The organism is Streptomyces sp. NPDC058000 (assembly GCF_042886435.1).
Classification (GTDB): domain Bacteria; phylum Actinomycetota; class Actinomycetes; order Streptomycetales; family Streptomycetaceae; genus Streptomyces.
Window position 1 is genome coordinate 1 of record NZ_JBHVQS010000089.1, and the last position, 26,523, is coordinate 26,523.

A 26,523-nucleotide genomic window follows, 5' to 3' on the forward strand; every position below is an offset into this window, starting at 1 on the left:
TAAAGCGAAGCAGTCCGGCACACCCCCACCCCACAGACCCGGCACCGCGCCCGACCAGCCCGGCGCAGCGGCCCCGCGCCGCAGGCGCAAAAACAGCAACCCCACGGCGGGAAAGCCGACAACGTGGGAAGCCGGCCCCCCGCAGGGGTTCAGTACCAGGACTCCCGCGCCGGCGGCAGCGCGGCGATCTCCCGCAGGTCCTCGGGGGCGAGCACCAGGTCCGCCGCCTTGGCGTTCTGCACCGCCCAGCGCTCCTTCTTCGTACCGGGGACGGGGACCACATGGCGCCCCTGGGCCAGCACCCAGGCCAGCGCCACCTGCCCGGGAGCGGCCCCGTAGCGGGCGCCGACCCGGCGCAGTCCGGCCACCACCGGCTGGTTGGCGGCCATCATCTCGGCGGTGAAACGCGGGTGCCGGGCCCGTATGTCCTCCGGTTCGAAGCCCTGCCCCGGGGTGAGGGTGCCGGTCAGGAAGCCGTTGCCCAGCGGCATCGCCGCCAGGAACCCCACCCCGCGCGACTCGCACCACGGCAGCAGCTCCGCCAGCGCCTCCGGCGACCACACCGAAAGCTCCGCCTGCACACTGCTCACCGGGAACACCTGCTGGACGCGCTCCAGTTGGCGCAGCGTGCCGGCGTGCATCCCCGAGCCGGGGAGTCCCCGGCCACCGGGGGCGACCCGCCCCGCCCGGAGGGTGCGCGGCGTCCGGGCGGCGCGCGCCCCCACCGCGGACAGTCCCAGCGCCCGCACCTTCCCGGCCGCCACCAGCTGCGCCATCGCCCCCCAGGTCTCCTCGACGGGCACCTCGGGGTCCGCGCGGTGCAGTTGGTAGAGGTCGATGTGGTCGGTCTGGAGCCGCCGCAGCGAGGCGTCGCAGGCACGCTTGATGTAGCCGGGGCGCCCGTTGGCGACGATGTGCTGGTCGCCGGCGAGCAGCCCGCACTTGGTCGAGACGAAGGCGTCCTGCCGCCGCTCCTTGAGCACCCGTCCCACCAACAGTTCGTTGGTGAACGGGCCGTACATGTCGGCGGTGTCCAGCAGGCTGCACCCCTGGTCGAGCGCGGCGTGCAGCGCCCGCACCGACCCCTCCCCGTTGCGCTGCGACGCGCTGTACCCCCAGCTCATCGGCATGCAGCCGAGGCCGATCGCGCCCACCTCCAGGGCCGCCGCGCCGATTGTCCTGCGCTCCACCTGGTCGTGCCTCCGTCCCCTCGCCCCCGATCAAGGGCCAGACCAAACTAACGTCTGAACCAAACGTCTCTTCGCATAGCCTCGGGCCATGGCAACAGCAGACCCGCACCCGGCCCCCGGCGACGTGTGGCTTCCGATCCCGCCCGGCGAGATCGACGGCCTCCCGGACGGCCTCAACTACGTCCACTGGGACGCCGGTCCCGACTATCCGGCGGACCCCGCGCGGTGCGTCTTCTACGCCGTCCCGTACATGAAGCCCGCCGACATCTGCCTGCGCGCGCTGTCGCGGATGAGCCGGGTGCGCGTGGTGCAGACCCTCACGGCCGGGGTCGATCACATGCTCCCCGGGCTGGACCACCTGCCGCCCGATGCCGAGTTGTGCAACGCCCGCGGACTGCACGACGCCAGTACCGCCGAGCTGGCGCTCACCCTGACGCTGTCGGCGCTGCGCGGCGTCCCGGACTTCGTCCGAGCGCAGGACGCGGGCGAGTGGCGACCGGACTTCCGACCTGCGCTCGCCGACAAGTCGGTCCTCATTGTGGGCTATGGTTCGATCGGCAGTGCCATCGAGGACCGGCTCATGCCCTTCGAATGCGCGCGGGTGATGCGCATCGCGCGCACCGCACGTGACACCGTGCGCGGTCCGGTGCATCCACTGTCCGAACTGTCCGCCCTCGCGCCCGCCGCGGACGTCGTCATCCTCGCCACACCCCTCACCGAGCAGACACATGGCCTGGTCGGACGCGATTTCCTGGCCCGGATGAAGGACGGCGCACTCCTGGTGAACGTCGCTCGCGGAGCGATCGTCGACACCGCGGCGCTCCTCGCCGAACTGGAGTCGGGACGGCTCCGCGCCGCCCTCGACGTCACCGATCCGGAACCCCTGCCCGCCGGCCATCCGCTGTGGCACGCTCCCGGCGTGCTCATCACTCCACACGTCGGCGGCCCCAGTTCTGCCTTCCTGCCCCGTGCGAAGCGGCTGCTGCGCGGCCAGTTGGCGCTTTTCGCGGCCGGCGAGCCCGTCCGGCACGTCGTCGCCACCGCACCGGAATCCGCAGTGGATCGCTCTACGAGGCCGTAGGACTGCTCTCCGTATCCACAAATCCCTAGGTCGTTACGCTCTGTAGAGGCACTATGTCCCTGAGTGACGGATCTGGTGTATCGTCCCGAGCGGGGGCGCCGGGATCGTCACGGCGCGATACGAAAGATCCGGAACCGAGGGGGGCGACGGGCGATGTACTGCCGATGGATGATCCGCGAGACACGCGATCCACGACCGCCCGCAGCAATGCCACCGGGGCCCCGCGCGCACCGTTCCCGAAGCGGCCCGGCCCGGAAGAACGGGAGAGTCCGGTGAGCGCCCCGGGGGCCCTGCTCTCCAGGTCGCCCGCGCAGGCCGGCGGTGCCCCGAGTCCGGTGCCGCAGGTCGCACTGGCCGTCGTCTGCGGCGGCTACGCCGTCGGCTCCGCGGTGGGTTGGGGCTCACCGCGCCTCGCCGTGATCATGGGGGACTTCGGGCTCAGCCTGGCCGCCCTCGTCGCCGCCGTCTCCTGCGGCCTGTACGCCCGTAGGTACGCCAGCCCCTTCCGCCCGGCCTGGGTGCTGTTCGCCCTCTCCTCCGGGATGGCCGGACTCGGCAACGGCGTCTGGGGCTGGTACGAGGTCGTCCAGGGCGCCGCCGTACCCAGCCCGTCCCTGGCCGACTTCTGCTTCCTGCTGTTCGCGCCGCCGGCCATCGTCGGCCTGCTGGTGCTCGCCAAGCGGCCGGTGACCAGGGCCGGTTGGGTCTGCCTCGGGCTCGACGCCTGGCTGATCGCCGGCTCCCTGCTGACCATCTCCTGGAGCCTCGCGCTCGCGCACACCGCGCACTTCCAGGGCCGCTCGGTCGCCCAGAGCGCCCTCTCGCTGGCCTACCCACTACTGGACATCGTGCTGGTCAGCATGGTCCTGGCGCTGCACTTCCGGCGCTCCTCCGTGCACCGCTCGGCGATCAACACCGCCATCGCCGCACTGGCGCTGACGGTGCTGTGCGACGCGCTGTTCAGCTCCCCGCTGCTGCACGACCACTACCGCTCCGGCCAGATCCTGGACGCCGGATGGTTCGCCGGCTCGATGCTCTTCGCGTACGCCCCGTGGGTGGGCCGCCGGTCCGGCACGGAGCCCGCGGTCGAGGACCTCCGGCAGGCGGTGCGCCGCCCGCAGCCGCCCGGCAGTCGCCCCATCGCGGGCTCGCTGGCCGCCCTGACCCCGTATCTGGCCGCCGCCGTCTGCACCCTGGGCATCCTCACCAACGTCCTGGACGGGCGCCGCATCGACCGCGTGGTGCTCTTCACCGGCTGCACGGTCGTCCTGGCCCTGGTCGTCCGGCAGGGCATCATGCTGCTCGACAACATCACCCTCACCCAGGAACTGGCGCAGAAGGAGAACCACTTCCGCTCCCTGGTGCAGGGCTCCAGCGACGTCATCATGATCGCCGCACCGACCGGGGTGCTGCGGTACGTGAGCCCCGCCGCCGCCGGGGTCTACGGCCGCGACGCGGAGGAGCTGGTCGGCTCCGAGCTGGCCTCGCTGATCCACCCCGAGGACCTGGGCCGGGTGGTCCACGAGGTCCGCCGGTTCCTCGCCGCCTCGCCCGAGGCCGAGCCGACCACCCGGATCGAGTGCCGCTTCCGGGCCGGCGGACAGCGCGCCGGCGGTGACGGCTGGCTCAACGTCGAATCCACGGTCAACCGCCACCACGGCGGCCTGATCTTCAACTCCCGCGACGTCACCGAGCGCGTCCGGCTCCAGGCCCAGCTCCAGCACAACGCCTCGCACGACGCGCTCACCGACCTGCCCAACCGCGCGCTGTTCACCGAGCGGGTCACCAAGGCCGTCACCGGCCGCCGGTCCACCGACCACGACACCGCCGTGCTCTACATCGACCTCGACGGTTTCAAGCAGGTCAACGACACCATCGGCCACCAGGCGGGCGACGAGCTGCTGATCCAGGCGGCCCGCCGGCTCGCGGAATCGGTGCGAGCCGGCGACATAGCGGCCCGGCTCGGCGGCGACGAGTTCGCCGCGCTCATCACCGGCGACGGCACCCGCGACCACGCGGCCCGGGAGTTCCGCATCCTGGAGATCGCCGACCGGCTGCGGGTACGGCTCTCCGAGCCGTACCGCATCGACGGTCGGGACGTCCGGGTCGCGGCCAGCATCGGCGTCGCCTTCGCCGAACCGGGCGTCAGCCCGGCGGGCCTGCTGCGCAACGCCGACCTGGCGATGTACCGCGCCAAGCAGGCCGGCAAGGGCCGGGTCGAGCTCTACGCCCCGCAGATGCAGGACGAGGTCGCGCACCGCGCCGAACTCGCCAGCAAGCTCCGCACCGCCCTCCAGGACGGCGAGTTCGCGTTGCTGCACCAGCCGGTGGTCGAGCTGGCCAGCGGCCGGATCACCGCGGTCGCCGCGCACGCCCGCTGGCGGTCCGCCGAAGGCATCCTCTTCACCCCGGCCGAATTCCTCCGGGTCGGCGACCGCGGGCGCCTCACCGACGAGGGCGGCGAGCGCGCCGCCGAGCTGGGCCGCTGGCAGCTGGAGGAGGCCGTGGAGCAGGCCGCCGCGCGACACCGCGCCGGCCACCAGGTCCCGGTCGCGGTCCGGCTCTCCGCCCGGCGTCTGCTGGACCGCGCGCTGACCCCCAAGGCCATCGAGGCGCTGCTCGCCCGGCACGGCCTCCCAACGGGCGCACTCGTCCTGGAACTGTCCGAAAGCGACCCCCGGATCCCGCTCGACGACCTGGAGCGCCGGCTGGTCGCGCTGCGCCGGTTGGGCGTACGGACCGCCCTGGACGGCTTCGGCAGCGGGTACGCCGCGATGAGCGCGCTGCGCCGGCTCCCCATCGACGTCCTGCGGCTGGACCGCGGGCTGATCGACGGGGTGGTGGAGTCCGCCCGGCTGCACAAGATCACCGCCGGTCTGTTGCGGATCACCTCCGACCTCGGCATGCAGTCGGTCGCGGAGGGCGTTGACCTGCCCGAACAGGTGCTGGCACTGCGCTCCATGGGGTGCACGCACGGCATGGGGCTGGCCTTCTCCGGACCGCTGGACGAGCCCCGGCTGCGTCGGGCGCTGACCCGCGGCAGCTACCCGGTGCCAGCCCTGACCGGTCAGGGCCGGGCGGTGGTGCTCAGCGGCAGCCGACCGGCCCGGCACGGTGCGGCGTCGGGGCCGGAGGCGCTGCCGCATCCCCCGTTGCGCCCAAATAGTGAGACCTCCGTCCCACCCACTTGACACTCGGTGCGCAGGAGGGGGAGGGTCAGTGCCATGCGCACCCGAATTCTCGTACTTGGAAAGCGCGTCGGCTGAAGCCGGGCCCTGACGAACCCGGCTGACCACACCGACGCGCTCCCCTCGCTTGCCTCACGGCACGAGGGGTTTTTTGTTGCACAGCAACCTCACAAATCCCGTCAAAACCCTCAGCTTCGAGAAGAGACGCAGATGACCGAGCAGGCCAACGGGGCCCACCATCCGCAGCCGCGGGCCCGTAACTCCGGCGGATCGCATCAGCCCGCGATCGTCGAGCACGTCACGGGCGCGCAGTCCCTCATTCGTTCGCTGGAGGAGGTCGGGGCCGACACCGTGTTCGGTATTCCCGGCGGTGCGATCCTGCCGGCGTACGACCCGATGATGGACTCCTCGAAGGTCCGGCACGTGCTGGTGCGGCACGAGCAGGGCGCGGGACACGCCGCCACCGGATACGCCCAGGCCACCGGCAAGGTCGGGGTCTGCATGGCGACGTCCGGGCCGGGTGCCACCAACCTGGTCACCCCGATCGCCGACGCGCACATGGACTCCGTCCCGCTGGTCGCGATCACCGGCCAGGTCTCGTCCAAGTCGATCGGCACGGACGCCTTCCAGGAGGCGGACATCTGCGGCATCACCATGCCGATCACCAAGCACAACTGGCTGGTCACCGACCCGGCCGACATCCCCAAGACGATCGCCGAGGCGTTCCACGTCGCCTCCACCGGCCGGCCCGGCCCGGTCCTGGTCGACATCGCCAAGGACGCCCTCCAGGCGCGGACCACCTTCGTCTGGCCGCCGCACACCGACCTGCCCGGCTACCGCCCGGTCACCAAGCCGCACGCCAAGCAGATCCGCGAGGCCGCCCGGCTGATCGCCGAGTCCAAGCGCCCGGTGCTCTACGTCGGCGGCGGTGTCCTGAAGGCCGGCGCCACCGCCGAGCTCAAGGTGCTCGCCGAGCTGACCGGCGCTCCGGTCACCACCACCCTGATGGCGCTGGGCGCCTTCCCCGACAGCCACCCGCAGCACCTCGGCATGCCCGGCATGCACGGTGCGGTCACCGCCGTCACCGCGCTCCAGAAGGCGGACCTGCTGATCACCCTCGGCGCCCGCTTCGACGACCGGGTCACCGGCAAGCTGGACTCGTTCGCCCCGTACGCCAAGGTCGTGCACGCCGACATCGACCCGGCGGAGATCGGCAAGAACCGCGCCGCCGACGTGCCGATCGTCGGGGACGCCCGCGAGGTCATCGCCGACCTGATCGTCGCGGTCCAGGCCGAGCACGCGGCCGGCCACAAGGGTGACTACAGCGCCTGGTGGAAGGACCTCAACCGCTGGCGCGAGACCTACCCGCTGGGCTACGACCTGCCGGACGACGGCAGCCTCGCCCCGCAGCAGGTCATCGAGCGGATCGGCAAGCTCGCCCCGGCGGACACGATCTTCGCCGCGGGCGTCGGCCAGCACCAGATGTGGGCCGCCCACTTCATCGACTACGAGCAGCCCGCGACCTGGCTGAACTCCGGCGGCGCCGGCACCATGGGCTACGCCGTGCCCGCCGCGATGGGCGCCAAGGCCGGCCAGCCGGACCGCACGGTCTGGGCGATCGACGGTGACGGCTGCTTCCAGATGACCAATCAGGAACTGGTCACCTGCGCGCTCAACAACATCCCGATCAAGGTCGCGATCATCAACAACGGCGCGCTGGGCATGGTCCGCCAGTGGCAGACCCTCTTCTACAACCAGCGTTACTCCAACACCGTGCTGCACAGCGGCCCCGAGGCGGACGGCAAGCAGCCGAGCAAGGGCACCCGCATCCCGGACTTCGTCAAGCTGTCCGAGGCCATGGGCTGCGTCGCGCTGCGCTGTGAGGACCCGGCGGAGCTGGACGCGGTCATCGCCAAGGCCAACGCGATCAACGACCGCCCGGTCGTGGTCGACTTCATCGTCCACGAGGACGCCCAGGTGTGGCCGATGGTCGCCGCCGGCACCTCCAACGACGAGGTCATGGCCGCCCGGGGCGTCCGTCCCGACTTCGGCGACAACGAAGACGACTGAGCCAGGACGACACGGACGCACGGAAGAAGAGAGAAGACGACATGTCCAAGCACACGCTCTCCGTCCTGGTGGAGAACACCCCCGGCATCCTCGCCCGGATCGCCGCACTGTTCTCCCGCCGCGGCTTCAACATCGACTCGCTGGCGGTCGGGGTCACCGAGCACCCCGACATCTCCCGCATCACCATCGTGGTCAGCGTCGAGTCGCTGCCGCTGGAGCAGGTCACCAAGCAGCTCAACAAGCTCGTCAACGTCCTGAAGATCGTCGAGCTGGAGCCCGGCTCGGCCATCCAGCGCGAACTGGTCCTGGTGAAGGTCCGCGCCGACAACGAGACCCGCTCGCAGATCGTCGAGATCGTCCAGCTCTTCCGCGCCAAGACCGTGGACGTCTCGCCGGACGCCGTGACGATCGAGGCCACCGGGTCCAGCGACAAGCTGGAGGCGATGCTCCGGATGCTGGAGCCGTTCGGCATCAAGGAGCTCGTGCAGTCCGGCACCATCGCCATAGGCCGTGGCGCCCGGTCCATCACCGACCGCTCGCTGCGCGCGCTGGACCGTACGGCCTGATTCCGGCGGTCCGTTCGGACCGTATGGCGAGACCCCCCGACCTTCCTTTCCCCGCCCGACATACTGTGGGCACCCCGCTAGATCCAAGGAGAAAACCGAAGTGGCTGCCGAGCTGTTCTACGACGACGACGCCGACCTGTCCATCATCCAGAACCGCAAGGTCGCGGTCATCGGCTACGGAAGCCAGGGTCACGCCCACGCGCTGTCCCTGCGCGACTCGGGCGTCGACGTGCGCGTCGGTCTGCACGAGGGCTCCAAGTCCAAGGCCAAGGCCGAGGAGCAGGGCCTGCGCGTGGTGACCCCCGCCGAGGCGTCCGCCGAGGCCGACGTCATCATGATCCTGGTGCCGGACCCGATCCAGGCCAAGGTCTACGAGGAGTCCATCAAGGACAACCTCAAGGACGGCGACGCGCTGTTCTTCGGGCACGGTCTGAACATCCGGTTCGGCTTCATCAAGGCCCCGGCCGGCGTGGACGTCTGCATGGTCGCCCCCAAGGGCCCGGGCCACCTGGTCCGTCGTCAGTACGAAGAGGGCCGCGGCGTGCCGTGTATCGCGGCCGTCGAGCAGGACGCCTCCGGCAAGGCGTTCGAACTGGCGCTCTCCTACGCCAAGGGCATCGGCGGCACCCGCGCCGGCGTCATCAAGACCACCTTCACCGAGGAGACCGAGACCGACCTGTTCGGTGAGCAGGCGGTCCTCTGCGGTGGCGCCTCGGCGCTGGTGAAGGCCGGCTTCGAGACCCTGGTCGAGGCGGGCTACCAGCCCGAGATCGCCTACTTCGAGTGCCTCCACGAGCTGAAGCTGATCGTGGACCTCATGTACGAGGGCGGCCTGGAGAAGATGCGCTGGTCGGTCTCCGAGACCGCCGAGTGGGGCGACTACGTCACCGGCCCGCGGATCATCACCGACGCCACCAAGGCCGAGATGAAGAAGGTGCTCGCCGAGATCCAGGACGGCACCTTCGCCAACAACTGGATGGCGGAGTACAACGCCGGCCTGCCGAAGTACAACGAGTACAAGAAGGCCGACGAGGACCACCTGCTGGAGACCACCGGCAAGAAGCTGCGCAAGCTGATGAGCTGGGTGGACGACGAGGCGTAAGCCCCGGGACAGGGGGCCGCGAAACCGCTCGCGGCCCCCTGTCCGTATGCGGCGGTGCCGCGTCCGCGCGTGCCGCCGCACCACCTTGTCCACCGCGTAGAACCACGCATGGGTGATCCTTACGCTTCGGCACAGACCGCGCCGAGCGTCGCCACTACACTGCTCGTCACAAGCGCGTCAGGCTCACAGCGTCGTGCGTCTTCCACGCGGCTTTCCCCGTACACCGCCTTCGGCCGTCGGGACGGCCGTCCTCCCCCACTGCCGCCAGGGCGTGGGAGGCACCCGCAGCGGACCAGATGAGGATTGAAGACCACGTGAGCACTGCCAACCCGGGTAAACCCGTTGTACTGATCGCCGAGGAACTGTCGCCGGCCACCGTCGACGCCCTCGGCCCGGACTTCGAGATCCGGCACTGCAACGGCGCCGACCGCGCCGAGCTGCTGCCCGCCATCGCCGACGTCGACGCCGTTCTCGTGCGCAGCGCGACGAAGATCGACGCCGAGGCGATCGCCGCCGCCAAGAAGCTGAAGGTCGTCGCCCGGGCCGGCGTGGGCCTGGACAACGTCGACGTCTCCGCCGCCACCAAGGCCGGCGTGATGGTCGTCAACGCCCCGACCTCCAACATCGTCACCGCCGCCGAGTTGGCCTGCGGTCTGCTGGTCGCCACCGCCCGCAACATCCCGCAGGCCAACACCGCGCTGAAGAACGGCGAGTGGAAGCGCAGCAAGTACACCGGCGTCGAGCTCAGTGAGAAGACCCTCGGTGTGGTCGGTCTGGGCCGGATCGGCGTCCTGGTCGCCCAGCGGATGTCCGCCTTCGGCATGAAGGTCGTGGCCTACGACCCCTACGTGCAGCCGGCCCGCGCCGCGCAGATGGGCGTCAAGCTGCTGACCCTGGACGAGCTGCTGGAGGTGTCGGACTTCATCACCGTCCACCTCCCCAAGACCCCCGAGACCCTGGGTCTGATCGGTGACGAGGCGCTGCACAAGGTCAAGCCGAGCGTCCGGGTCGTCAACGCCGCGCGTGGCGGGATCGTCGACGAGGAGGCGCTGGCCAGCGCGCTCAAGGAGGGCCGGGTGGCCGGCGCCGGCCTCGACGTGTACGCCGTCGAGCCCTGCACCGACTCGCCGCTCTTCGCGTTCGACCAGGTCGTGTGCACCCCGCACCTGGGCGCCTCGACGGGTGAGGCGCAGGAGAAGGCGGGTATCGCGGTCGCCAAGTCGGTGCGGCTGGCGCTCGCCGGTGAACTGGTGCCGGACGCGGTCAACGTCCAGGGCGGTGTGATCGCCGAGGATGTCAAGCCCGGGCTGCCGCTGGCCGAGCGGCTGGGCCGGATCTTCACCGCGCTGGCCGGCGAGGTCGCCCTGCGCCTCGACGTCGAGGTGTACGGCGAGATCACCCAGCACGACGTCAAGGTGCTCGAACTCTCCGCGCTCAAGGGCGTGTTCGAGGACGTCGTGGACGAGACGGTGTCCTACGTCAACGCCCCGCTGTTCGCGCAGGAGCGCGGCGTCGAGGTGCGGCTGACCACCAGCAGCGAGTCGCCCGAGCACCGCAACGTGGTGACCGTGCGCGGCACCCTCGCGGGCGGCGAGGAGGTGTCGATCTCCGGCACGCTCGCCGGGCACAAGAACGTCCAGAAGGTCGTGGCGGTCGGTGACCACTCCATCGACCTGGCGCTCGCCGACCACATGGCCTTCCTGCGCTACACCGACCGCCCCGGTGTCGTCGGCACCGTCGGCCGGATCCTGGGCGAGGCGGGCATCAACATCGGCGGGATGCAGGTCTCCCGGGCCGACGTCGGTGGTGAGGCGCTGGTCGCGCTCACGGTCGACGACACCATTCCGGCGAACGTGCTGGCCGAGATCTCCGAGGAGATCGGCGCGACCTCGGTGCGCGCGGTGAACCTCACCCACTGAGCCACCGGTTCTCGCAGGTCAACGGGCCCGGTCCCCGCTTCGGCGGGGGCCGGGCCCGTGGCCGTTCGGGCCGGGAACGGGCGGTGCGGCCCCGGCGTTCGCGGTGGCTGATCCGTCAACGATTCACCCGGATGGCGTAGCGAGTGCCGGTGGTGGGCGGCCCTTCAGTGCCGTCGAGGGGCCGCCGGGGCCCGGTGCCGCCGGGGCTGCCGAGTCGCTGGCGCGGCGTTCGCGACGCGCAATGGGAACTGCGCGCGCCGCGGAGCGGGTGCGCGCGGAAGGAGGCAGGACGCCATGAACGCACCCCTGGGTGGCACGCCGCAGAGCCTGACCGGACTGCACGTGGTGGACGCGGAGGGCGCGAAGGTGGGCCTCGTCCAGCAGGTGTACCGGGACGACGCCACCAACGAGCCCGAGTGGATCACCGTGCGGACCGGGCTGTTCGGGATGAAGGAGACCTTCGTGCCGCTGGCCGGGGCCCGGCGGACCGGCGACGAACTGCACGTCCCGCACACCAAGGCGACGATCAAGGAGGCGCCGAGGATCGACGCCGACGGCCATCTCGACCCGTCCGAGGAGGAGCGGCTCTACCGCCACTACGGGCTGATCCGGCCGGGGCCGACCGGGCCGCCCGAGCCACCTGGGACGACGGGGACGAGCGGGACGACGGAGACGACGGGGACGAGCAGGGCCACGGGTACTGCCGGGACGGGTGAGGCGAGCGGTACGACGGGGCGGACGGTCGGCAGTGGTGCGGCCGGTGGCCGGGGTCGGACGGCCGCGGAGCCCGCCGTGCGGCACCGCACCCGGGCCGGCGCCGAGCGCAACAAGCTGACCGATGCCCGGACCCGGGACGAGACCCGCCCGATGGAGATGTCCCGCGGCGGCGCGGAACAGGAGACGGCCCGCGGCACCGAGGACGCCCGCGAGACCGCGCAGCCGGAGGAACACGTTGCGAGCGACACCGGGCGGCGCGGGGGCGGCGCCGAGGCCCGGGAGAAGAGGCGGGAGTCCGACGATGGCCGGGGGAGTGGCCGGGACGAGAGCGGCGGGCCGGGAACGGGGCGGCCGCGCTGAGTGGGGCGGCCGCGCTGAGCGGGTCGCACCAGCCGTGCGGCGGCGCGGCGCGGCACGCCGGAGCCATGGGTACGCCTGTGTAAGACGCTTGTCTGGTACGGGTGTATGGCCGGAGGTAGGGTGCCCGCATGGGACACCGCGAAGATCTGCTGGAGGGCGCCAAGCGGTGCCTCGTGGAGAAGGGGTACGCGCGCACCACCGCCCGCGACATCGTGGCCGCCTCCGGCGCCAACCTCGCCTCCATCGGCTACCACTACGGCTCCAAGGACGCGCTGATGCGCCAGGCGGTCATCGCGTCCAACGAGGAGTGGGGTTCGGGGATCGCCGCGCCGCCCCCGGCCGGCCAGGAGGTTGCCGAGGGGGCCGGCCCGCTGGAGCGCTTCGCCGCCACCTGGGACGCCGTGCTGCACCGCATCGGCACCGAGCGGGAGTTCATCGCAGCCCAGGTCGAGGTGCTCGGGCTGCTGCCGCGTGACGAGGGGCTGCGGGAGGCGATCGGCGAGGTGCTGCCGGAGGGCGGCGAGGGGCTGGTCGCGGTCTTCGAGGGGGTGCCGGACACCGAGGTGGATCCGGTGGCCGCCCGGACCGTCGGCACCTTCTACCAGGCCCTGCTCACCGGCCTGATGGTGCAGTCGCTGGCCCGGCCGGACCAGATGCCGTCCGGCGCCGACCTGGCCGAGGCGCTCCGCCGGGTGACGGCGGGCGAGGTGCTGGGCCCGGCCGAGGCGGACCGGCCGGACCGGCCGCAGCCGGACCCGGCCGAGGCGGGCGCGTAGTCGAGAGGGACCCGGCCGAGGCGGACGCGGGCCGGTGCCCGCGTCCGTCGGTTCACTTCCCGGGGCGGGTGAGCAGCAGTTCGGTGTTGTGGTCGGCGGACGTGCCGAGCTTGGCGTCCGGGGTGGCGTACGGGTCGTTGTAGGACAGCTCGCGGTAGAGGGCGGCGAGCCCGGCGTCGGAGGTATCGGTGACGTCGGTGGCGTACGGGGCGGCGGACTCTATGAGGGTGGTGAACAGGGACAGCGTGCCGTCGCCGTTGTCGGCCAGTTCGATGATCCGGGCGTGCTGCGGGAAGTCGACGTGCGAGGCGGTGTTGATCTCCCAGAAGGCGCGCTCGGGTACCGCGTGGCCGTGCGGGGTGATGCGGTTCTCGTGGGTGTGGCCGTTCACCCAGGCGACCACGTTCGGATAGCGCTGGAGCAGGGCGACCAGGGCCTTGCCGTCGTGCCGGCCCTCGAAGGGGTGGTACGGGTCGGGCAGCAGATTGCCCATGGTGGCGCTGGTGTGGTGGCTGAAGAGGACGATCAGGGAATCGCCCCCGCTGCCGCGCACCGGGCGGCCGTCGGCGTCGTACCAGCGGCTGCTGTGCGACTGGAGGACCGACTCCAGCCACCGCAGCTGGGCCGTGCCCAGCGAACCGTCCGCCCAGCCGGCCCGGTTGGTGGTGTCCAGGCTGATGCCCAGGACGCCTTCGGCGAGCGGGAAGGTGTAGTAGAGGCGACCGCTCGCCGCCGCGTCGGAGGTGAAGCCGTGGCCCACCGGGCCCGCGCCGGTGTACGCCGGGTCCAGATGGGCCTTGGCGAACTCGGCCGGGGTGAACGGGCGGCGCCGCTCGTCCGGGGTGATCTTGCGGATCGCGCCGCCGCCGGCCAGTAGCGAACCGAGCAGCGTCGCGGCGTGCGCCGGGTCGTGCTTGAGGGCGTCCGCGAGCCGGGCCGCGGCGGCGTCGTCGCAGCCCTCCAACTTCCGGTCGCCGGTGTACAACTCGCCCAGCAGGCCGAGGTCGGGCAGGGTGCCCTCGATGCTGTCGTCGTGGTTGCCGACCGTGGTGTACCAGGGGACGGCGAGGCCGGGCGCGCGGAACGGGCGGGCCGCACCGGACAGGAAGCCCGGTATCTGCGGCAGCCCCTTGGCCTTGTAGGCGTCCTGGAGTGCGGACTCGGGGTTCCAGTACGCCGCGTTTCCGGAATTCTGCACGCCTTCGTAGCGCCGGGGGTCGCCGCTGCTCGGGGTGATCCGGCCGCCGCTCATCACCGTCAGGTACCAGTCGAGTTCGATCTGCTCGTGGTTGTCGGTGTTGTCGCCGGTGGCCATCACCGAGCCGAACGGCAGGTCGGTGTACGGGCCCCGGCGCACCGCGTTGACCCGCTCTACCAGTGACGAGGCGCCGCGCACGGTCAGCGCCTCCTGGGGGCGGTGCGCGCCGTCGTTGAACCGGGCCAAGTACTCGAACCGGACCGGCGACTCGACGTCCGCCAGGTGCAGGTCGGTGAACTGCACGAACGAGGCGAGCCCGGTCCGCCGGTCGTCCCGCCCCGCGCCGGCGCCGGCCAGGTCGCCGCGCACCACCAGCGGCCAACCGGGCCCGGCCGCCAGCCGCTTGTACGCCCCGGTGCCGACCGGGCGGGCGGCCTGCTCCAGCGTGGTGCCCCTGGTCCGCACGGCACGCGCCGCGGTGACCGCCAGCGCCTGGTCGTAGGAGGTCGCCGACCACAGTGCGGCGCCCGCCACCGCGGCGGACATTCTCGACACGAACTGGCGGCGGTTCATCCCGTGCATCAAATCCCCCTGGGGCGGCGGTACATGGCGGCAGGCAGCGGTGCCCGCCGGGCCGACCCGGCGGTCGGTTCCCTCGGTCGGCGCACACGCTACTTGCCGGTAGCGGCCGGCAACAGGCCCTGTGGACAAAGGCTTTGTGGACAACAGGTGGCGTCCCGGGGCACTCCGGGGCATCCGGTGGCGGCGACCCGTACGGGACGAACGATCAACTCTCCGACCCGCGTTCGGCGTCCTTCCCACCGCACGGACGAGCCCCGCCCCGACGACGACAGGAGACCCCCGGCCGCACCCCGCCGTCTGAAGGGGTGCGTTCCGCTCAGAGTCGCGCTGCCTTCAGTGCTATGTGGAGGAGGAGTCGGTCCGCGCCCTCGTCCAGGTCGAGGCCGGTCAGCTTCTCGATCCGGGCCAGGCGGTAGTAGAGCGTCTGGCGGTGGATGCCCAGCTGCTGGGCGGTGCGGCCGGCCTGGCCCGCGCAGTCCAGGAACGCCTCCGCGGTCCGGGCGAGTTCGGCGTGCGCGGGGGCCAGCAGCGGGCCGACCGCCGGGTCGGCCGGGGCGGCCGGGAGGGCGGTCAGCAGCCGGTAGGCGCCGATCGCGTCCCATTCGGCGACGGGGCCGAGCCGGGGCTCGGCGCGGGCCGCACGGGCCGCGTCCAGGGCCTGCTGCCAGGCGGTCGGCAGGTCGGTCAGCTCCCGGGTGGCGAGCCCGATCCCGGCGGCTCCCCGGGCGGGGCGGGCCCCCGCCCGGCCGGCCGCGACCGGGGCGCCGGCCGCCCGCGGGGAGCGCAGCAGGTGGTCGGCGGCCGTCTGGGCCGGGGTGAGCGAACCGGTCTGGCGCAGCCGGACGAGCGCGGCCAGCGCGGGCTCGGCGGCGCCGGGGCCGGGCCGGTCCGGGTGGTCCGGCCGGTCCTGGGGGGCGGTGGCCACCGTGGGCAGCGGGCAGGCCGCGAGCAGCCCCGGCAGGCTGGGCAGCGGAGCCGCGTCGGTGCCGGTGTCCCAGGGCAGGACCGCCACCAAGGTGAGCGGCGTGCCGGGGGTGAAGCGCAGGGTGTCCCGGAGGGCGTCCCGCAGCGCGGCCGCCGCGGCGGCCCGACCGGCGGCCTGAGAGGTCAGCAACTCCCGTAGCACTTCGGCGAGTTCGGAGCCGGCCCGGGACTCGTGGGCCAGGAGGGCGCCGATCCGTGCGGCGGTCTCCATGGCCTGGGCGATCCGGGGGTCGGGCGGGGTGCCGCGGCCGCCCAGTTCCAGGTCGGTCAGATGGCCGTCGTCCAGCAGCCACACGTAGCCGTGTACCACCCCGCGGTGCCGTACCGGGAGGCAGATCCGGCCTTTGAAGACCCCGGCCGCCGGGTCCGGGGGGATGCGCAGCGGGGAGGTGGCGCGGGCGATCCCGAACGCCTCGAACCACGCGCGCACCGCCGCGGAGGACCGCCGCTGGAGGATCGAGCGGGTCCGCACCGGGTCCATGACCTCGTCGTCCTCGCTCTCGTGCGCGCCGAACGCGATCAGTCCGAAGTCCCGGTCCTCCAGCGTCGCCGGCGCACCGAGCGCCGCCGAGATCTCATCCACCAACTGCTGGTAGTCGCCGCGCACCGCCGCCCGACCCCTCTCCTGTCACTGCCGTCACCTGCCTCCCATTCTCATACATCTGTCTGAGATGCCGGCCACGAAGGCGTGACAGCTGTCGATGGCCGGAAAGTGGCGAGATCCTTAAATTTCAGGTGGCTCATCTTGCCGCCGCGACCGCCCGATCGGCGCCCGCCCCGGCATTTGTCATCCTGAAACGTGGAGGTGCCCCATGCTGGGTCCCGTGCTCCTCGCCGCCGCGCGCAGCGACAGCATCCGCCGCGTCGTCGCGGCCGCTCCGGTCACTCGCCCCGTGGTCGACCGGTTCGTCGCGGGCGAGCGCCTGGACGAGTCGATGACGGTCGTACGGAACCTCGCCGCCCGCGGCATGGAGGTCACCCTCGACCACCTCGGCGAGGACATCACCGACCCGGCCGAGGCGCTGCGCAACCGCGACGCCTACCTCCAGCTGGCCGGAGCCCTCAAGGAACTCGGGCTCGGCGCCAAGGCCGAGATGTCGGTCAAGCTCTCCGCCTTCGGGCAGGCGCTGCCCGGCGGACACGACCTCGCGCTGCGCAACGTCACCCCGGTGGTCGAGGCCGCCGCCGAAGCCGGCACCACCGTGACGCTGGACATGGAGGACCACACCACGGTCGACTCCACCCTCGCGATCCTCGGTGCGCTGCGCGAGCGCTTCCCCCAGACGGGCGCGGTGCTCCAGTCGTACCTCTTCCGCACCGAGGACGACTGCCGGGCACTGGCCGGGGAAGGCTCCCGGGTGCGGCTGGTCAAGGGCGCGTACAAGGAGCCCGCGACGGTCGCGTTCCAGGAGAAGCAGGAGGTCGACCGGGCCTACGTGCGCTGCCTGAAGATCCTGATGGCCGGGCAGGGCTACCCGATGGTCGGCTCCCACGACCCGCGGATGGTCGCCATCGCCCAGGAGCTGGCGCACCGCAACGGCCGCAAGCCCGCCGACTACGAGTTCCAGATGCTGTTCGGCATCCGCGAGGCGGAGCAGCAGCGGCTGGTGGAGGAGGGCCACCGGATGCGGGTCTACATCCCCTACGGGACGGACTGGTACGGCTACTTCATGCGCCGCCTCGCCGAGCGCCCGGCCAACCTGACGTTCTTCCTGCGGTCCCTGGCCACCCGCGGCTGAGGGAACCAGGAGTGTCCGTGGCGGGAGGCCCGCCGCGGACACCCCGCTGACCGGCTCATTTGGGACGGAGTTTACCGTCTCTTTTAGCGCCATTTGGGTAGATCCTGGACAGGGAATCCGTCCCGGACGGCGCCACCCGTAGCCGGCCACCCGCCGTGGCAGCGGCCCCGGCACGACCGACGTACACCGACGTACGACAACGAAACGATCGCGAACCGACGATCACAAGCGTGACGATCGCAAGCGTAAGGAGACACGGCCACCATGGACGCTGTGACCCAGGTCCCCGTGCCGGTGAACGAGCCGGTGCACAGCTACGCCCCGGGCAGTCCGGAGCGCTTCCGCCTGGAGGCCAAGCTCAAGGAGCTGGCCGGTAACCCCATCGAGCTGCCGATGACCATCGGCGGCGCACGACGGATGGGCGGCGGCGAACGCTTCGACGTCGTACAGCCGCACCACCACTCCGCCCGCCTCGGCACGTACGCCGACGCCACCGTCCAGGACGCCCAGGACGCGGTGGACGCCGCGCTGGCCGCCGCCCCCGCCTGGCGCGCGATGTCCTTCGACGACCGCGCCGCGATCATCCTCAAGGCCGCCGACCTGCTCGCCGGCCCCTGGCGCGAGACGCTGGCCGCCGCCACCATGCTCGGCCAGTCCAAGACCGCCCAGCAGGCCGAGATCGACACCCCCTGCGAGCTCGTCGACTTCTGGCGCTTCAACGTCCACTTTGCGCGCCAGATCCTCGCCGAGCAGCCGCCGGTGAACTCCCCGGGCGTCTGGAACCGCTCGGACCACCGCCCCCTCGAAGGCTTCGTCTACGCGATCACGCCCTTCAACTTCACCGCGATCGCCGGCAACCTCCCCACCGCCCCCGCCCTCATGGGCAACGTGGTGGTCTGGAAGCCGTCCCCGACGCAGACCTTCGCCGCGGTGCTGCTGATGCGCCTGCTGGAGGAGGCCGGCCTGCCGCCCGGCGTCATCAACCTCGTCACCGGCGACGGCAAGGACGTCTCCGAGGTGGCCCTGACCCACCCCGACCTGGCGGGCATCCACTTCACCGGTTCGACCAAGACCTTCCAGTACCTGTGGAAGACGGTCGGCACCCACATCGAGAAGTACAAGACGTACCCGCGGCTGGTCGGCGAGACCGGCGGCAAGGACTTCATCGTCGCCCACCCCTCGGCCGACCGCGCCGTGCTGAAGACCGCCATGACCCGCGGCGCCTTCGAGTTCCAGGGCCAGAAGTGTTCCGCGGCCTCCCGCGCCTACGTTCCGGCGTCGCTGTGGAACGCCGGCTTCAAGGAGGAGTTCGCCGCCGAGGTCGACGCCCTGTCCATGGGTGACGTCACCGAGCTGGCGAACTTCATGGGCGCCGTCATCGACGAGCGCTCCTTCGCCAAGAACAAGGCGGCGATCGACCGCGCCAAGGCCGACCCGACCGTCGAGGTCGTGGCCGGCGGCACCTACGACGACAGCGTCGGCTACTTCGTCCGCCCGACGGTCCTGGTCTCCACCGACCCGGAGAACGAGATCTTCAAGGACGAGTACTTCGGCCCCATCCTCGGCGTCTACGTCTACGACGACGCGGCCGAGGGCGGCTACGACGCCATGCTCACCCAGATGGAGTCCGCCTCGGCGTACGGCCTGACCGGCTGCGTCATCGCCCAGGACCGGGCCGCGGCCGCCGCCACCTGCGAGAAGCTGCGCTTCGCTGCCGGCAACTTCTACATCAACGACAAGCCCACCGGTGCCGTGGTCGGCCAGCAGCCGTTCGGCGGCGGCCGCGCCTCCGGCACCAACGACAAGGCCGGCGCCAAGCAGAACCTGATGCGCTGGACCTCCACCCGCTCCATCAAGGAGACCCTGGTCCCGCCGACCGACTACCGCTACCCGCACATGGGCTGACGCCCACCCGCTTCGGCCGCGGTCCGGTACCCCTCGGGGGTGCCGGGCCGCGGCCGTTTGCGCACCTCCGGACCGTGTCCAGGACGGTCCGCGCGTGATCGCCGTCTCAAATAGTAGGAAGCCCAAGTAATTGTGCAGACATCACGGCCGGGCTGTCCTAGCTTTGTAGGAGCCGAACGTATCGCTGCATCCAGCGAATGCGGATGCGGCCCGGCGCGCCCGCGCAGGTGACCCCTGCGGCGCCGTGGCCCCCGCCCCCCCCGGCCGTTCCCGTACCACCCCACCCCTCTTCACCCCTCTTCAGTTCTCGGGGCTTTGGCATTGGAGACGCGCATCATGGCCGAGACCGCTGTCCGCAGGACCCGTCACTCCTCCCGTCAGACCAACGACGCCGACCGCCGCAACGCCGCGGCCGCCCTCCAGCGCGCACTCGACCGCCGCGACAACGGCGGCGCCACCGGTCACTGAGCACGCCGACCCCGCTCATGCGCCAGGGGCGCCCGGGAGGTGATCCCGGGCGCCCCTGGCGTGGTGGTGCGGGCGGTCAGCTCCGGCGGCGGGAGCGGGTGACCTCGAAGTGGTCGATGCGCTCACCGGACTCGGCGAGGGCGGTGACCTGCATCCGGGGACGGGCGCCCGGGGTGACCTCGACGGCGATGAAGGAGTAGCCGGTGTAGCGGACCCGGGACCACTCGACGGTCTCCTCGGCCTTCGCCCGGCCCTTGGTCCAGTGGTAGGTGTCCACGTGGTCCAGGTCCTTGACGTGGCCTTCGTAGCTGTCGGGCACGGGGAAGTCGTAGAGGGACTTCCCGGCGCCGCCGGCCGTCACGTAGACGATGCCCTCGTGCGCGGCGTCCACGGTCTCCCCGACGGGGACCTGCTTCGAGACCCGGCCGCCCTTGATGGCGTCGGTGCGCTCGTAGACGTGGTTGTGGCCGTTGACCACCAGGTCCACCTGGTGCTTCTCGAAGAGCGGCAGCCAGGCGTCGCGGACCCCGCCCTCGGAGGCGTGGGAGTTGGTGGTGGAGAACGCGCAGTGGTGGAAGAAGACCACGAGGAAGTCGATGCCCGCGGCGGCCCGGAGTTCGCCGAGTCGGCGGTCCAGCCAGCGGGTCTGTCGGCCCTGCGTGTAGCCCGCGTTGGCCGGGATCTCGTACGAGACGTCGTTGGCGTCCAGGGCGACGACGGCGACGTTGCCGTAGGTGAACGAGTAGATGCCGGGGGCCTGCTCCGGGTCCGGGCCGTTGCCCGGCAGCGACCAGCGGGCGGACTGGCCGCCGTAGCCGTTGGGGGAGTACCACGCCTCCATGTCGTGGTTGCCGGTGGTCACCATCCACGGCACCGACTTCGCCACCGTCTCGGTCTGGGCGAGGAACTGGTCCCAGGCGCGGGCGTCGTAGGTGTCGTGCTCGGAGCCCTGGCCGTCCGGGTCGGCGTAGCAGATGTCGCCCGCGTGCAGGTGGAAGGACGGGTTCTGACCGAGGATCAACTGGTCGTTGGCGAGCGCGTGGTAGCTGACGCCCTGGTCGCCGAAGGCGGTGAAGACGAACTTCTCGGCGTGCGCCGGCGCGGTGCGGAAGGTGCCGACGGTGGAGAAGTGCCGCGGGTCGGCCGGGTCGAACCCGTCGTGGCCTACGCCGTAGTAGTACGTGGTCCCCGGGCGCAGGCCGTCGAGGGCCGCGTGCAGGTAGAACTGGTCGACCGCCGGGAGCTTGGCGGACAGCGCCGGGGTGTGCAGGTGGCGCACCTCGGCCTGGACCTTGCGGCCCAGGTCCCAGGGCTTCAGGCCGACCCGCAGGTACGGCCGCTTGACCGCGAACGGCACCTGCCAGCCGACCCGCATCTGGGTCCGGGGGTCGGCGCCGAAGGCGAGGTGGCGGCCGAACGGGGCGACCAGGTGCCCGTCGACGGCGGTGGTGGCGGGTGCGGAGAGCAGCACCGGCCCGGTGCCCTGCGCGGCCTGCGCGGCCGGGGCGGTCAGCAGGCCGGCCCCGGCGACCATGCCGGCGGTGACCGCGGAACTGCGCAGCAGCCCCCGGCGGGTCAGCTTGGTGCGGAGGTACTCGTGCTGCTCGGGCATGGTCATCCGGGCCGCGAGCTGCTCCGGTATGCCGACGCGGGGGGTGTGCGAGGGCAGGGGGCGCTCCCCCCGGGAATGTGCACTCATGTGGCCGAATCTCGCAGTACCTGCCGACGCGTACGGGGCGCCGGGGTGAACGCCGGATGACCGGTGAGGGTGGGACAGACCACCGTGTCCGCATGCCGGACGTTACGTGTCAATCATTGGGACGAAGAGTAGGGTCCAGGCATGTCTCGCAGCATTCGCCTCGCAGTGATCCCCGGTGACGGTATCGGCCAGGAAGTCGTGGCGCAGGGCCTGAAGGTCCTGACCGCGGTCCTCCCGCAGGACGTCAAGCTGGAAACCAAGGAGTACGACCTCGGGGCCAAGCGCTGGCACCGGACCGGCGAGACCCTGCCGGACGCGGAGTTGGCCGCGCTCAAGGACCACGACGCGATCCTGCTCGGTGCGATCGGCGACCCGACGGTGCCGTCCGGCGTCCTGGAGCGCGGGCTGCTGCTCAAACTCCGTTTCGCCTTCGACCACTTCGTCAACCTGCGCCCCTCGAAGCTGTTCCCGAACACCGCGACCCCGCTGGCCGTCAGCGACGAGCAGCGGGGTGCCATCGACTTCGTCGTCGTCCGCGAGGGCACCGAGGGTCCGTACACCGGCAACGGCGGCAGCCTGCGGACCGGCACCCCGGCCGAGGTCGCCACCGAGGTCAGCGTGAACACCGCCTACGGCGTGGAGCGAGTGGTCCGGGACGCCTACGAGCGGGCCAACGCCCGCCCGCGCAAGAAGCTGACGCTGGTCCACAAGAACAACGTCCTGGTCTACGCCGGCCACATGTGGAAGAACATCTTCGACAAGGTCGGCCAGGAGTACCCCGAGGTCACCACCGACTACCTGCACGTCGACGCGGCGACGATCTTCTTCGTCACCCAGCCCGAGCGGTTCGACGTGATCGTCACCGACAACCTCTTCGGCGACATCCTCACCGACCTCGCCGCGGCCGTCACCGGCGGCATCGGCCTGGCCGCCTCCGGGAACATCAACCCCACCGGCGCCTTCCCGTCGATGTTCGAGCCGGTGCACGGCTCCGCGCCGGACATCGCGGGCACCGGCAAGGCCGACCCGACCGCCACGATCCTCTCCGTCGCGCTGCTGCTGCGCCACCTCGGCTACGAGGAGCAGGCCGCCCGCATCGAGGCGGAGGTCGCGGCCGACCTGGAGGCCCGGGACGGTACGGCCCGCAGCACCGACGAGATCGGTGACGCGCTCGCCGCACGCGTAGCGGGCTGACGCCCGACGCACGAGCAGCACTCCCCAGCGCCGGGCCGGTCAACGGTCCGGCGCTGTCCGTATTGACGCCGCCTTGCCCCCGTATTGAATCTGTATTGGCCCTGCATTGACCCGGTCCGGGCCACCGACGGGTTGGATACCACCATCGGACGCGGGCCGCGCACGCCGGTTCCAGCAGCGGACGCCCGCGAGCGATAATCGGACGAGGGGCCGCCGTTTTGCGGGAAACTTGGACGTCCCAGTAACGACCGGTACGACCGACCACCCACAGTGCGCGCGGCCGCTCCCAACCGCACCGGTGCCGTGAGCGGGGACCCTCCCCGACCCCGGCCGGAGGGCTGGGCCGGTGACCCTCCCCAGCGCACGCCGGGTGGGGGAGTACCCCGGGAGTACCCCGGTATCGGACCACGCAGTGAAGGACATGCATACATGACGACGCCGACGATCGAGCTCAAGCCCTCCTCGCACCCGCTGCCCGCGGCGGAGCGGGAGCGGATCCTGGCCGCCCCCGGCTTCGGCCGCCACTTCACCGACCACATGGTGACGATCAAGTGGACCGAGGGCCGCGGCTGGCACGACGGACAGCTCGTGCCGTACGGGCCGCTCTCCCTCGACCCGGCGACCAACGTCCTGCACTACGCGCAGGAGATCTTCGAGGGGCTGAAGGCGTACCGCCAGCCCGACGGCAGCGTCGCGACCTTCCGCCCGGACGCCAACGCCCGGCGCTTCCAGGCGTCCGCCCGCCGGCTGGCCATGCCGGAGCTGCCGGTCGAGACCTTCATCGAGGCCTGCGACCTGCTGGTCCAGCAGGACAAGGACTGGGTGCCCGCGCACGGCGGCGAGGAGTCGCTGTACCTCCGCCCGTTCATGATCGCCACCGAGGTGGGGCTGGGCGTCAAGCCCGCCAGCGAGTACCTCTTCATCGTGATCGCCTCGCCCGCCGGCGCGTACTTCCCCGGCGGCGTCAAGCCGGTCTCCATCTGGCTCTCCGAGGACCGGGTGCGGGCCGTCCCCGGCGGCATGGGTGACGCCAAGACCGGCGGCAACTACGCCGCGTCGCTGCTCGCCCAGGCCGAGGCCGCGGCCCGCGGCTGCGACCAGGTCGCCTACCTCGACGCGGTGGAGCACACCTGGGTCGAGGAGCTCGGCGGGATGAACCTCTACTTCGTCTACGGCGCCGCGGACAACGAAAAGCCGGTGATCGTCACCCCGAAGCTGACCGGCTCGCTGCTCGCCGGCGTCACCCGCGACTCGCTGCTCTCCGTCGCCCGCGACCTGGGCTACGCGTCGGAGGAAGGGCGGGTCTCCATCGACCAGTGGCAGAACGACTCCGCCAACGGCACGCTCACCGAGGTCTTCGCCTGCGGCACCGCCGCGGTGATCACCCCGGTCGGTACGGTCAAGCGGGCGGGCACCGAGTGGCACCAGTCCGGCGGCGAACCGGGCAAGGTCACGCTGAAGCTGCGCGAGGCGCTGCTGGACATCCAGCGCGGCGTGGTGGCCGACGACCACGGCTGGATGCACCGCATCGGCTGACGCGTGGCCCCGGCCCGTACGCATCCGCGAGGCCGCCCCGGCATCCTGCCGGGGCGGCCTCGCGTCGGTTCACCCTGCCGGGCCGGTGGTCAGCCCACCTTGGTGGGGCTCTGCGTCGCGGCGGTCGGCGCGGTGGCGCTGGCCGCACGCAGCGGCGGGACCGGGCGCGGCTGCCGGGCGACCAGGATCAGGTAGACGAGCGCGGCGGTGGCGGCGGCCAGCAGGAAGCTCATGTCGATCCCGCCGGTGTACTTCAGCAGCGGCCCCTCGTAGGGGGAGCCCACGCCCAGCAGGCCGACCGCGGAGCCGAGCGCCCAGGCGATGGTGGCCTGGACGTTCCAGCCGGCCTTGAACCAGTACCTGCCGCCGACCGTGCCGCGGTTGTAGACCTGGAGCGAGTCCGGGTCGTAGACACCGCGGCAGCGGAAGAAGCCGATCACGGTGATGACCGCCCACGGGGTGCCGATGGCGGTCATGAGGAGGACGAACGCGGTCATCGCGTTCTGCGCGTCCCACAGGAAGTGGCCGACGTAGACCAGTGCGGTGGAGAGTCCGGCGACGACGTAGGTGGCCTGGGTGCGGGTGGCGCGCGGCAGGATCGCGTCCAGGTCCAGGCCCATGCTGTAGAGCATCAGACCGGAGTTGCCCGCGGATCCGGCCGAGGCGTTGACCAGCAGGAAGACCAGGTACCACAGGGGTGCGCCGGCGACCAGCGGGCCGGCGTAGTCCGTGCCGGCGCCGACCGCGAGCGCGCTGAACGTCCCGAACAGCTGCGGCACCAGCAGGCCGAGGACCAGGCCCAGGTAGGTGGCGCCGAAGACGGCCTTGGAGCGGTGGCGGCGGGGGGAGATGTAGCGGCTGTAGTCGCCGAGCAGGGTGATGAAGGCGATCGGGCCGCTCAGGCCGGCCGAGACCGCGGAGAGCAGCCAGGTCTGCCAGTAGCCGCCCAGGGCGTAGTGGACGCCGTGGATCGGGCCGGTGGTGAAGTGGTGCGCGAAGGCGAAGACGCCGATCGCCAGCAGGATCGTCAGGCCGATCGAGAGCACCTTGCTGAGTCGCAGCAGCACCTTGTAGCCGTAGACCGCGCCGATGGCGGTGGCGGCGGCCAGCACCGCGTAGACGATCGTGTACGCCGCCCCGTCGGCCGGCAGGCCGATGAGGCGGTGGAGACAGCCGACCATCGCGTCCCCGCCGACCCAGAGGGTCAGGGCGGTGTAGCCGAGCGAGAGCAGCAGGCCGATCACCGAGCCGATGAGCCGGCCGCGGACGCCGAAGAAGGCGCCGCTGCTGGTGGAGAGGTTGGTCGCGCTGCGCAGCGAGACCAGGGCGAGCGGCGCGGTCAGCAGCGCGCCGACCAGGGTGCCGGCCGCGAGGGAGGTGACCGAGCCCCAGAAGCCGAGGCCGAAGGAGACCGGTAGCCAGCCGAAGATCACAACGCCGAGTGCGAGGTTCGAGCCGAGCAGGATGGAGACGAGGTCGCGAGGGCTGCTTGTGCGCTCCTCGTCCGGGATCGTGTCGACTCCGCGTTGTTCTATCGGCATGAGGGCTCCCCTGAGAGGCCGGAACAGATGTGAGAAGCGGTGCTGGGCGCGGTGCTCCGTCATGGACAAGGGCTTCGTTCGTTGGTCCGTACGAAGCCTGTGCTCGCTGCTGCGAGATCATTTGAGTGATGCTCTAAAAACGATCAGTTCAAGCCATCTTCTAGAGCGACGCTCAATATGAAGCACAGTTCCTGCCTAGGTCAATGGTTTCGGAATGATGAATTCCGAGTTAGAGTGATGCTCAATTCGAGCGGGAGGAAGTGACAGGATGCGGCTCACCCCCACAGAGCGCGACCGGCTGCTGCTGTTCGGCGCGGCCGAACTGGCGCGGGCGCGCCGGGCCCGCGGCCTGAAGCTGAACGTCCCCGAGGCGACCGCGTTGATCGCGGACACAGTCTGCGAGGCGGCGCGGGACGGGCGCCGCCTCGCTCAGGCCATCGAGGCGGCCCGCAGCGTGCTGGGCCCGGAGGACGTCCTGCCGGGGGTGGCCGACGTCGTCACCGAGGTGCACGTCGAGGCCGTCTTCGACGACGGCTCCCGGCTCGCGGTGGTCACCGACCCGATCGGCGCCGAACCCGTCGTGGAGCCCGGCGCCGCGGCGACGCTCGCGCCCGGTGCGGTGCTGCCCGGTCCGGCTGATCCCGAGCCTGAGCCCGTCGTGGTGGTTGCGGTGCGCAACACCGCGACGGTGCCGATCAGTGTCACCTC

Annotated in this window: 19 protein-coding genes; 14 read left to right on the forward strand and 5 right to left on the reverse strand. The window is 71.6% G+C overall.

From position 1 onward, the window contains the following. Positions 1–149 precede the first annotated feature (149 nt). On the reverse strand, positions 150–1,190 hold the full coding sequence (locus tag ACFVT2_RS40670; protein ID WP_390026783.1) for an aldo/keto reductase: 1,041 nt from the start codon (positions 1,188–1,190) through the stop codon (positions 150–152). Positions 1,191–1,278: 88 nt separating this feature from the next. On the opposite strand from ACFVT2_RS40670, the gene ACFVT2_RS40675 reads away from it, so the two are divergent. From ACFVT2_RS40675 to ACFVT2_RS40710, 8 genes are all read left to right on the forward strand, one after another. Then, the gene (locus ACFVT2_RS40675; protein WP_390026786.1) at positions 1,279–2,271 is read left to right on the forward strand and encodes a 2-hydroxyacid dehydrogenase; all 993 of its coding nucleotides are present in this window, start codon (positions 1,279–1,281) and stop codon (positions 2,269–2,271) included. 272 nt (positions 2,272–2,543) lie between these two features. After that, positions 2,544–5,462: a putative bifunctional diguanylate cyclase/phosphodiesterase gene (locus ACFVT2_RS40680; RefSeq protein ID WP_390026789.1), complete on the forward strand. Its 2,919-nt coding sequence runs from the start codon at positions 2,544–2,546 to the stop codon at positions 5,460–5,462. Positions 5,463–5,669: 207 nt separating this feature from the next. Beyond that, positions 5,670–7,529, forward strand: a complete 1,860-nt coding sequence (locus ACFVT2_RS40685) for an acetolactate synthase large subunit (protein WP_390026791.1) — start codon at positions 5,670–5,672, stop codon at positions 7,527–7,529. A 41-nt stretch (positions 7,530–7,570) separates the two neighbouring features. Next, positions 7,571–8,095 carry an acetolactate synthase small subunit gene (gene ilvN / locus ACFVT2_RS40690; RefSeq protein WP_016575311.1) on the forward strand — a complete coding sequence of 175 codons (525 nt, stop codon included), beginning with the start codon at positions 7,571–7,573 and terminating at the stop codon, positions 8,093–8,095. A 100-nt stretch (positions 8,096–8,195) separates the two neighbouring features. Beyond that, positions 8,196–9,197 carry a ketol-acid reductoisomerase gene (gene ilvC / locus ACFVT2_RS40695; RefSeq protein WP_390026794.1) on the forward strand — a complete coding sequence of 334 codons (1,002 nt, stop codon included), beginning with the start codon at positions 8,196–8,198 and terminating at the stop codon, positions 9,195–9,197. A gap of 296 nt (positions 9,198–9,493) precedes the next feature. Continuing rightward, complete coding sequence (serA, locus tag ACFVT2_RS40700; protein ID WP_390026795.1) at positions 9,494–11,116, forward strand: phosphoglycerate dehydrogenase; 1,623 nt, start codon at positions 9,494–9,496, stop codon at positions 11,114–11,116. 294 nt (positions 11,117–11,410) lie between these two features. After that, positions 11,411–12,193 carry a PRC-barrel domain-containing protein gene (locus ACFVT2_RS40705; protein ID WP_390026797.1) on the forward strand — a complete coding sequence of 261 codons (783 nt, stop codon included), beginning with the start codon at positions 11,411–11,413 and terminating at the stop codon, positions 12,191–12,193. Positions 12,194–12,321: 128 nt separating this feature from the next. Further along, positions 12,322–12,969 carry a TetR/AcrR family transcriptional regulator gene (locus tag ACFVT2_RS40710; protein WP_390026799.1) on the forward strand — a complete coding sequence of 216 codons (648 nt, stop codon included), beginning with the start codon at positions 12,322–12,324 and terminating at the stop codon, positions 12,967–12,969. A gap of 52 nt (positions 12,970–13,021) precedes the next feature. On the opposite strand, the gene ACFVT2_RS40715 is transcribed toward ACFVT2_RS40710, so the two are convergent. Continuing rightward, positions 13,022–14,749 carry a TIGR03767 family metallophosphoesterase gene (locus tag ACFVT2_RS40715; RefSeq protein WP_390026801.1) on the reverse strand — a complete coding sequence of 576 codons (1,728 nt, stop codon included), beginning with the start codon at positions 14,747–14,749 and terminating at the stop codon, positions 13,022–13,024. Positions 14,750–15,065: 316 nt separating this feature from the next. After that, a complete protein-coding gene (locus ACFVT2_RS40720; RefSeq protein ID WP_390026804.1) occupies positions 15,066–16,340 on the reverse strand; it encodes a PucR family transcriptional regulator in 1,275 nt (424 codons plus the stop codon). 205 nt (positions 16,341–16,545) lie between these two features. Between ACFVT2_RS40720 and ACFVT2_RS40725 the strand changes: the two genes are divergently transcribed. The 3 genes from ACFVT2_RS40725 (at position 16,546) to ACFVT2_RS40735 (ending at position 19,845) form a co-directional block, all read left to right on the forward strand. Next, complete coding sequence (locus ACFVT2_RS40725; protein WP_390026806.1) at positions 16,546–17,472, forward strand: proline dehydrogenase family protein; 927 nt, start codon at positions 16,546–16,548, stop codon at positions 17,470–17,472. 264 nt (positions 17,473–17,736) lie between these two features. Next, positions 17,737–19,377: an L-glutamate gamma-semialdehyde dehydrogenase gene (pruA, locus tag ACFVT2_RS40730; protein ID WP_390026808.1), complete on the forward strand. Its 1,641-nt coding sequence runs from the start codon at positions 17,737–17,739 to the stop codon at positions 19,375–19,377. 336 nt (positions 19,378–19,713) lie between these two features. Continuing rightward, the gene (locus tag ACFVT2_RS40735; protein ID WP_390026810.1) at positions 19,714–19,845 is read left to right on the forward strand and encodes a hypothetical protein; all 132 of its coding nucleotides are present in this window, start codon (positions 19,714–19,716) and stop codon (positions 19,843–19,845) included. Between the two features lie 76 nt (positions 19,846–19,921). Here ACFVT2_RS40735 and ACFVT2_RS40740 read toward each other — a convergent pair whose 3' ends face one another. Then, entirely contained in the window at positions 19,922–21,544 is a 1,623-nt protein-coding gene (locus tag ACFVT2_RS40740; protein ID WP_390026813.1) for a purple acid phosphatase family protein, read from the reverse strand. Between the two features lie 141 nt (positions 21,545–21,685). On the opposite strand from ACFVT2_RS40740, the gene ACFVT2_RS40745 reads away from it, so the two are divergent. After that, positions 21,686–22,738, forward strand: a complete 1,053-nt coding sequence (locus ACFVT2_RS40745; RefSeq protein WP_390026815.1) for a 3-isopropylmalate dehydrogenase — start codon at positions 21,686–21,688, stop codon at positions 22,736–22,738. A 429-nt stretch (positions 22,739–23,167) separates the two neighbouring features. Then, a complete protein-coding gene (locus ACFVT2_RS40750) occupies positions 23,168–24,274 on the forward strand; it encodes a branched-chain amino acid aminotransferase (protein WP_390026817.1) in 1,107 nt (368 codons plus the stop codon). Positions 24,275–24,363: 89 nt separating this feature from the next. Here the strand turns inward: ACFVT2_RS40750 and ACFVT2_RS40755 are convergent, their stop codons facing one another. Further along, positions 24,364–25,815, reverse strand: coding sequence for a cytosine permease (locus ACFVT2_RS40755; protein ID WP_390026819.1), 1,452 nt, complete (start codon positions 25,813–25,815; stop codon positions 24,364–24,366). 268 nt (positions 25,816–26,083) lie between these two features. Here ACFVT2_RS40755 and ureA point away from each other — a divergent pair. Further along, the coding region (gene ureA / locus ACFVT2_RS40760) for an urease subunit gamma (RefSeq protein ID WP_390026821.1) at positions 26,084–26,523 on the forward strand (440 nt) is incomplete at its 3' end.

Bases quoted from the DNA above. Each gene is read 5' to 3' on its own strand.
- ACFVT2_RS40675 (WP_390026786.1), top strand. From the start codon at position 1,279: ATGGCAACAGCAGACCCGCACCCGGCCCCCGGCGACGTGTGGCTTCCG.
- ACFVT2_RS40685 (WP_390026791.1), top strand. From the start codon at position 5,670: ATGACCGAGCAGGCCAACGGGGCCCACCATCCGCAGCCGCGGGCCCGT.
- ilvN (WP_016575311.1), top strand. From the start codon at position 7,571: ATGTCCAAGCACACGCTCTCCGTCCTGGTGGAGAACACCCCCGGCATC.
- serA (WP_390026795.1), top strand. From the start codon at position 9,494: ATGAGGATTGAAGACCACGTGAGCACTGCCAACCCGGGTAAACCCGTT.
- ACFVT2_RS40705 (WP_390026797.1), top strand. From the start codon at position 11,411: ATGAACGCACCCCTGGGTGGCACGCCGCAGAGCCTGACCGGACTGCAC.
- ACFVT2_RS40710 (WP_390026799.1), top strand. From the start codon at position 12,322: ATGGGACACCGCGAAGATCTGCTGGAGGGCGCCAAGCGGTGCCTCGTG.
- ACFVT2_RS40715 (WP_390026801.1), bottom strand. From the start codon at position 14,749: ATGCACGGGATGAACCGCCGCCAGTTCGTGTCGAGAATGTCCGCCGCG.
- ACFVT2_RS40725 (WP_390026806.1), top strand. From the start codon at position 16,546: ATGCTGGGTCCCGTGCTCCTCGCCGCCGCGCGCAGCGACAGCATCCGC.
- pruA (WP_390026808.1), top strand. From the start codon at position 17,737: ATGGACGCTGTGACCCAGGTCCCCGTGCCGGTGAACGAGCCGGTGCAC.
- ACFVT2_RS40735 (WP_390026810.1), top strand. From the start codon at position 19,714: ATGGCCGAGACCGCTGTCCGCAGGACCCGTCACTCCTCCCGTCAGACC.
- ACFVT2_RS40740 (WP_390026813.1), bottom strand. From the start codon at position 21,544: ATGAGTGCACATTCCCGGGGGGAGCGCCCCCTGCCCTCGCACACCCCC.
- ACFVT2_RS40745 (WP_390026815.1), top strand. From the start codon at position 21,686: ATGTCTCGCAGCATTCGCCTCGCAGTGATCCCCGGTGACGGTATCGGC.
- ACFVT2_RS40750 (WP_390026817.1), top strand. From the start codon at position 23,168: ATGACGACGCCGACGATCGAGCTCAAGCCCTCCTCGCACCCGCTGCCC.
- ACFVT2_RS40755 (WP_390026819.1), bottom strand. From the start codon at position 25,815: ATGCCGATAGAACAACGCGGAGTCGACACGATCCCGGACGAGGAGCGC.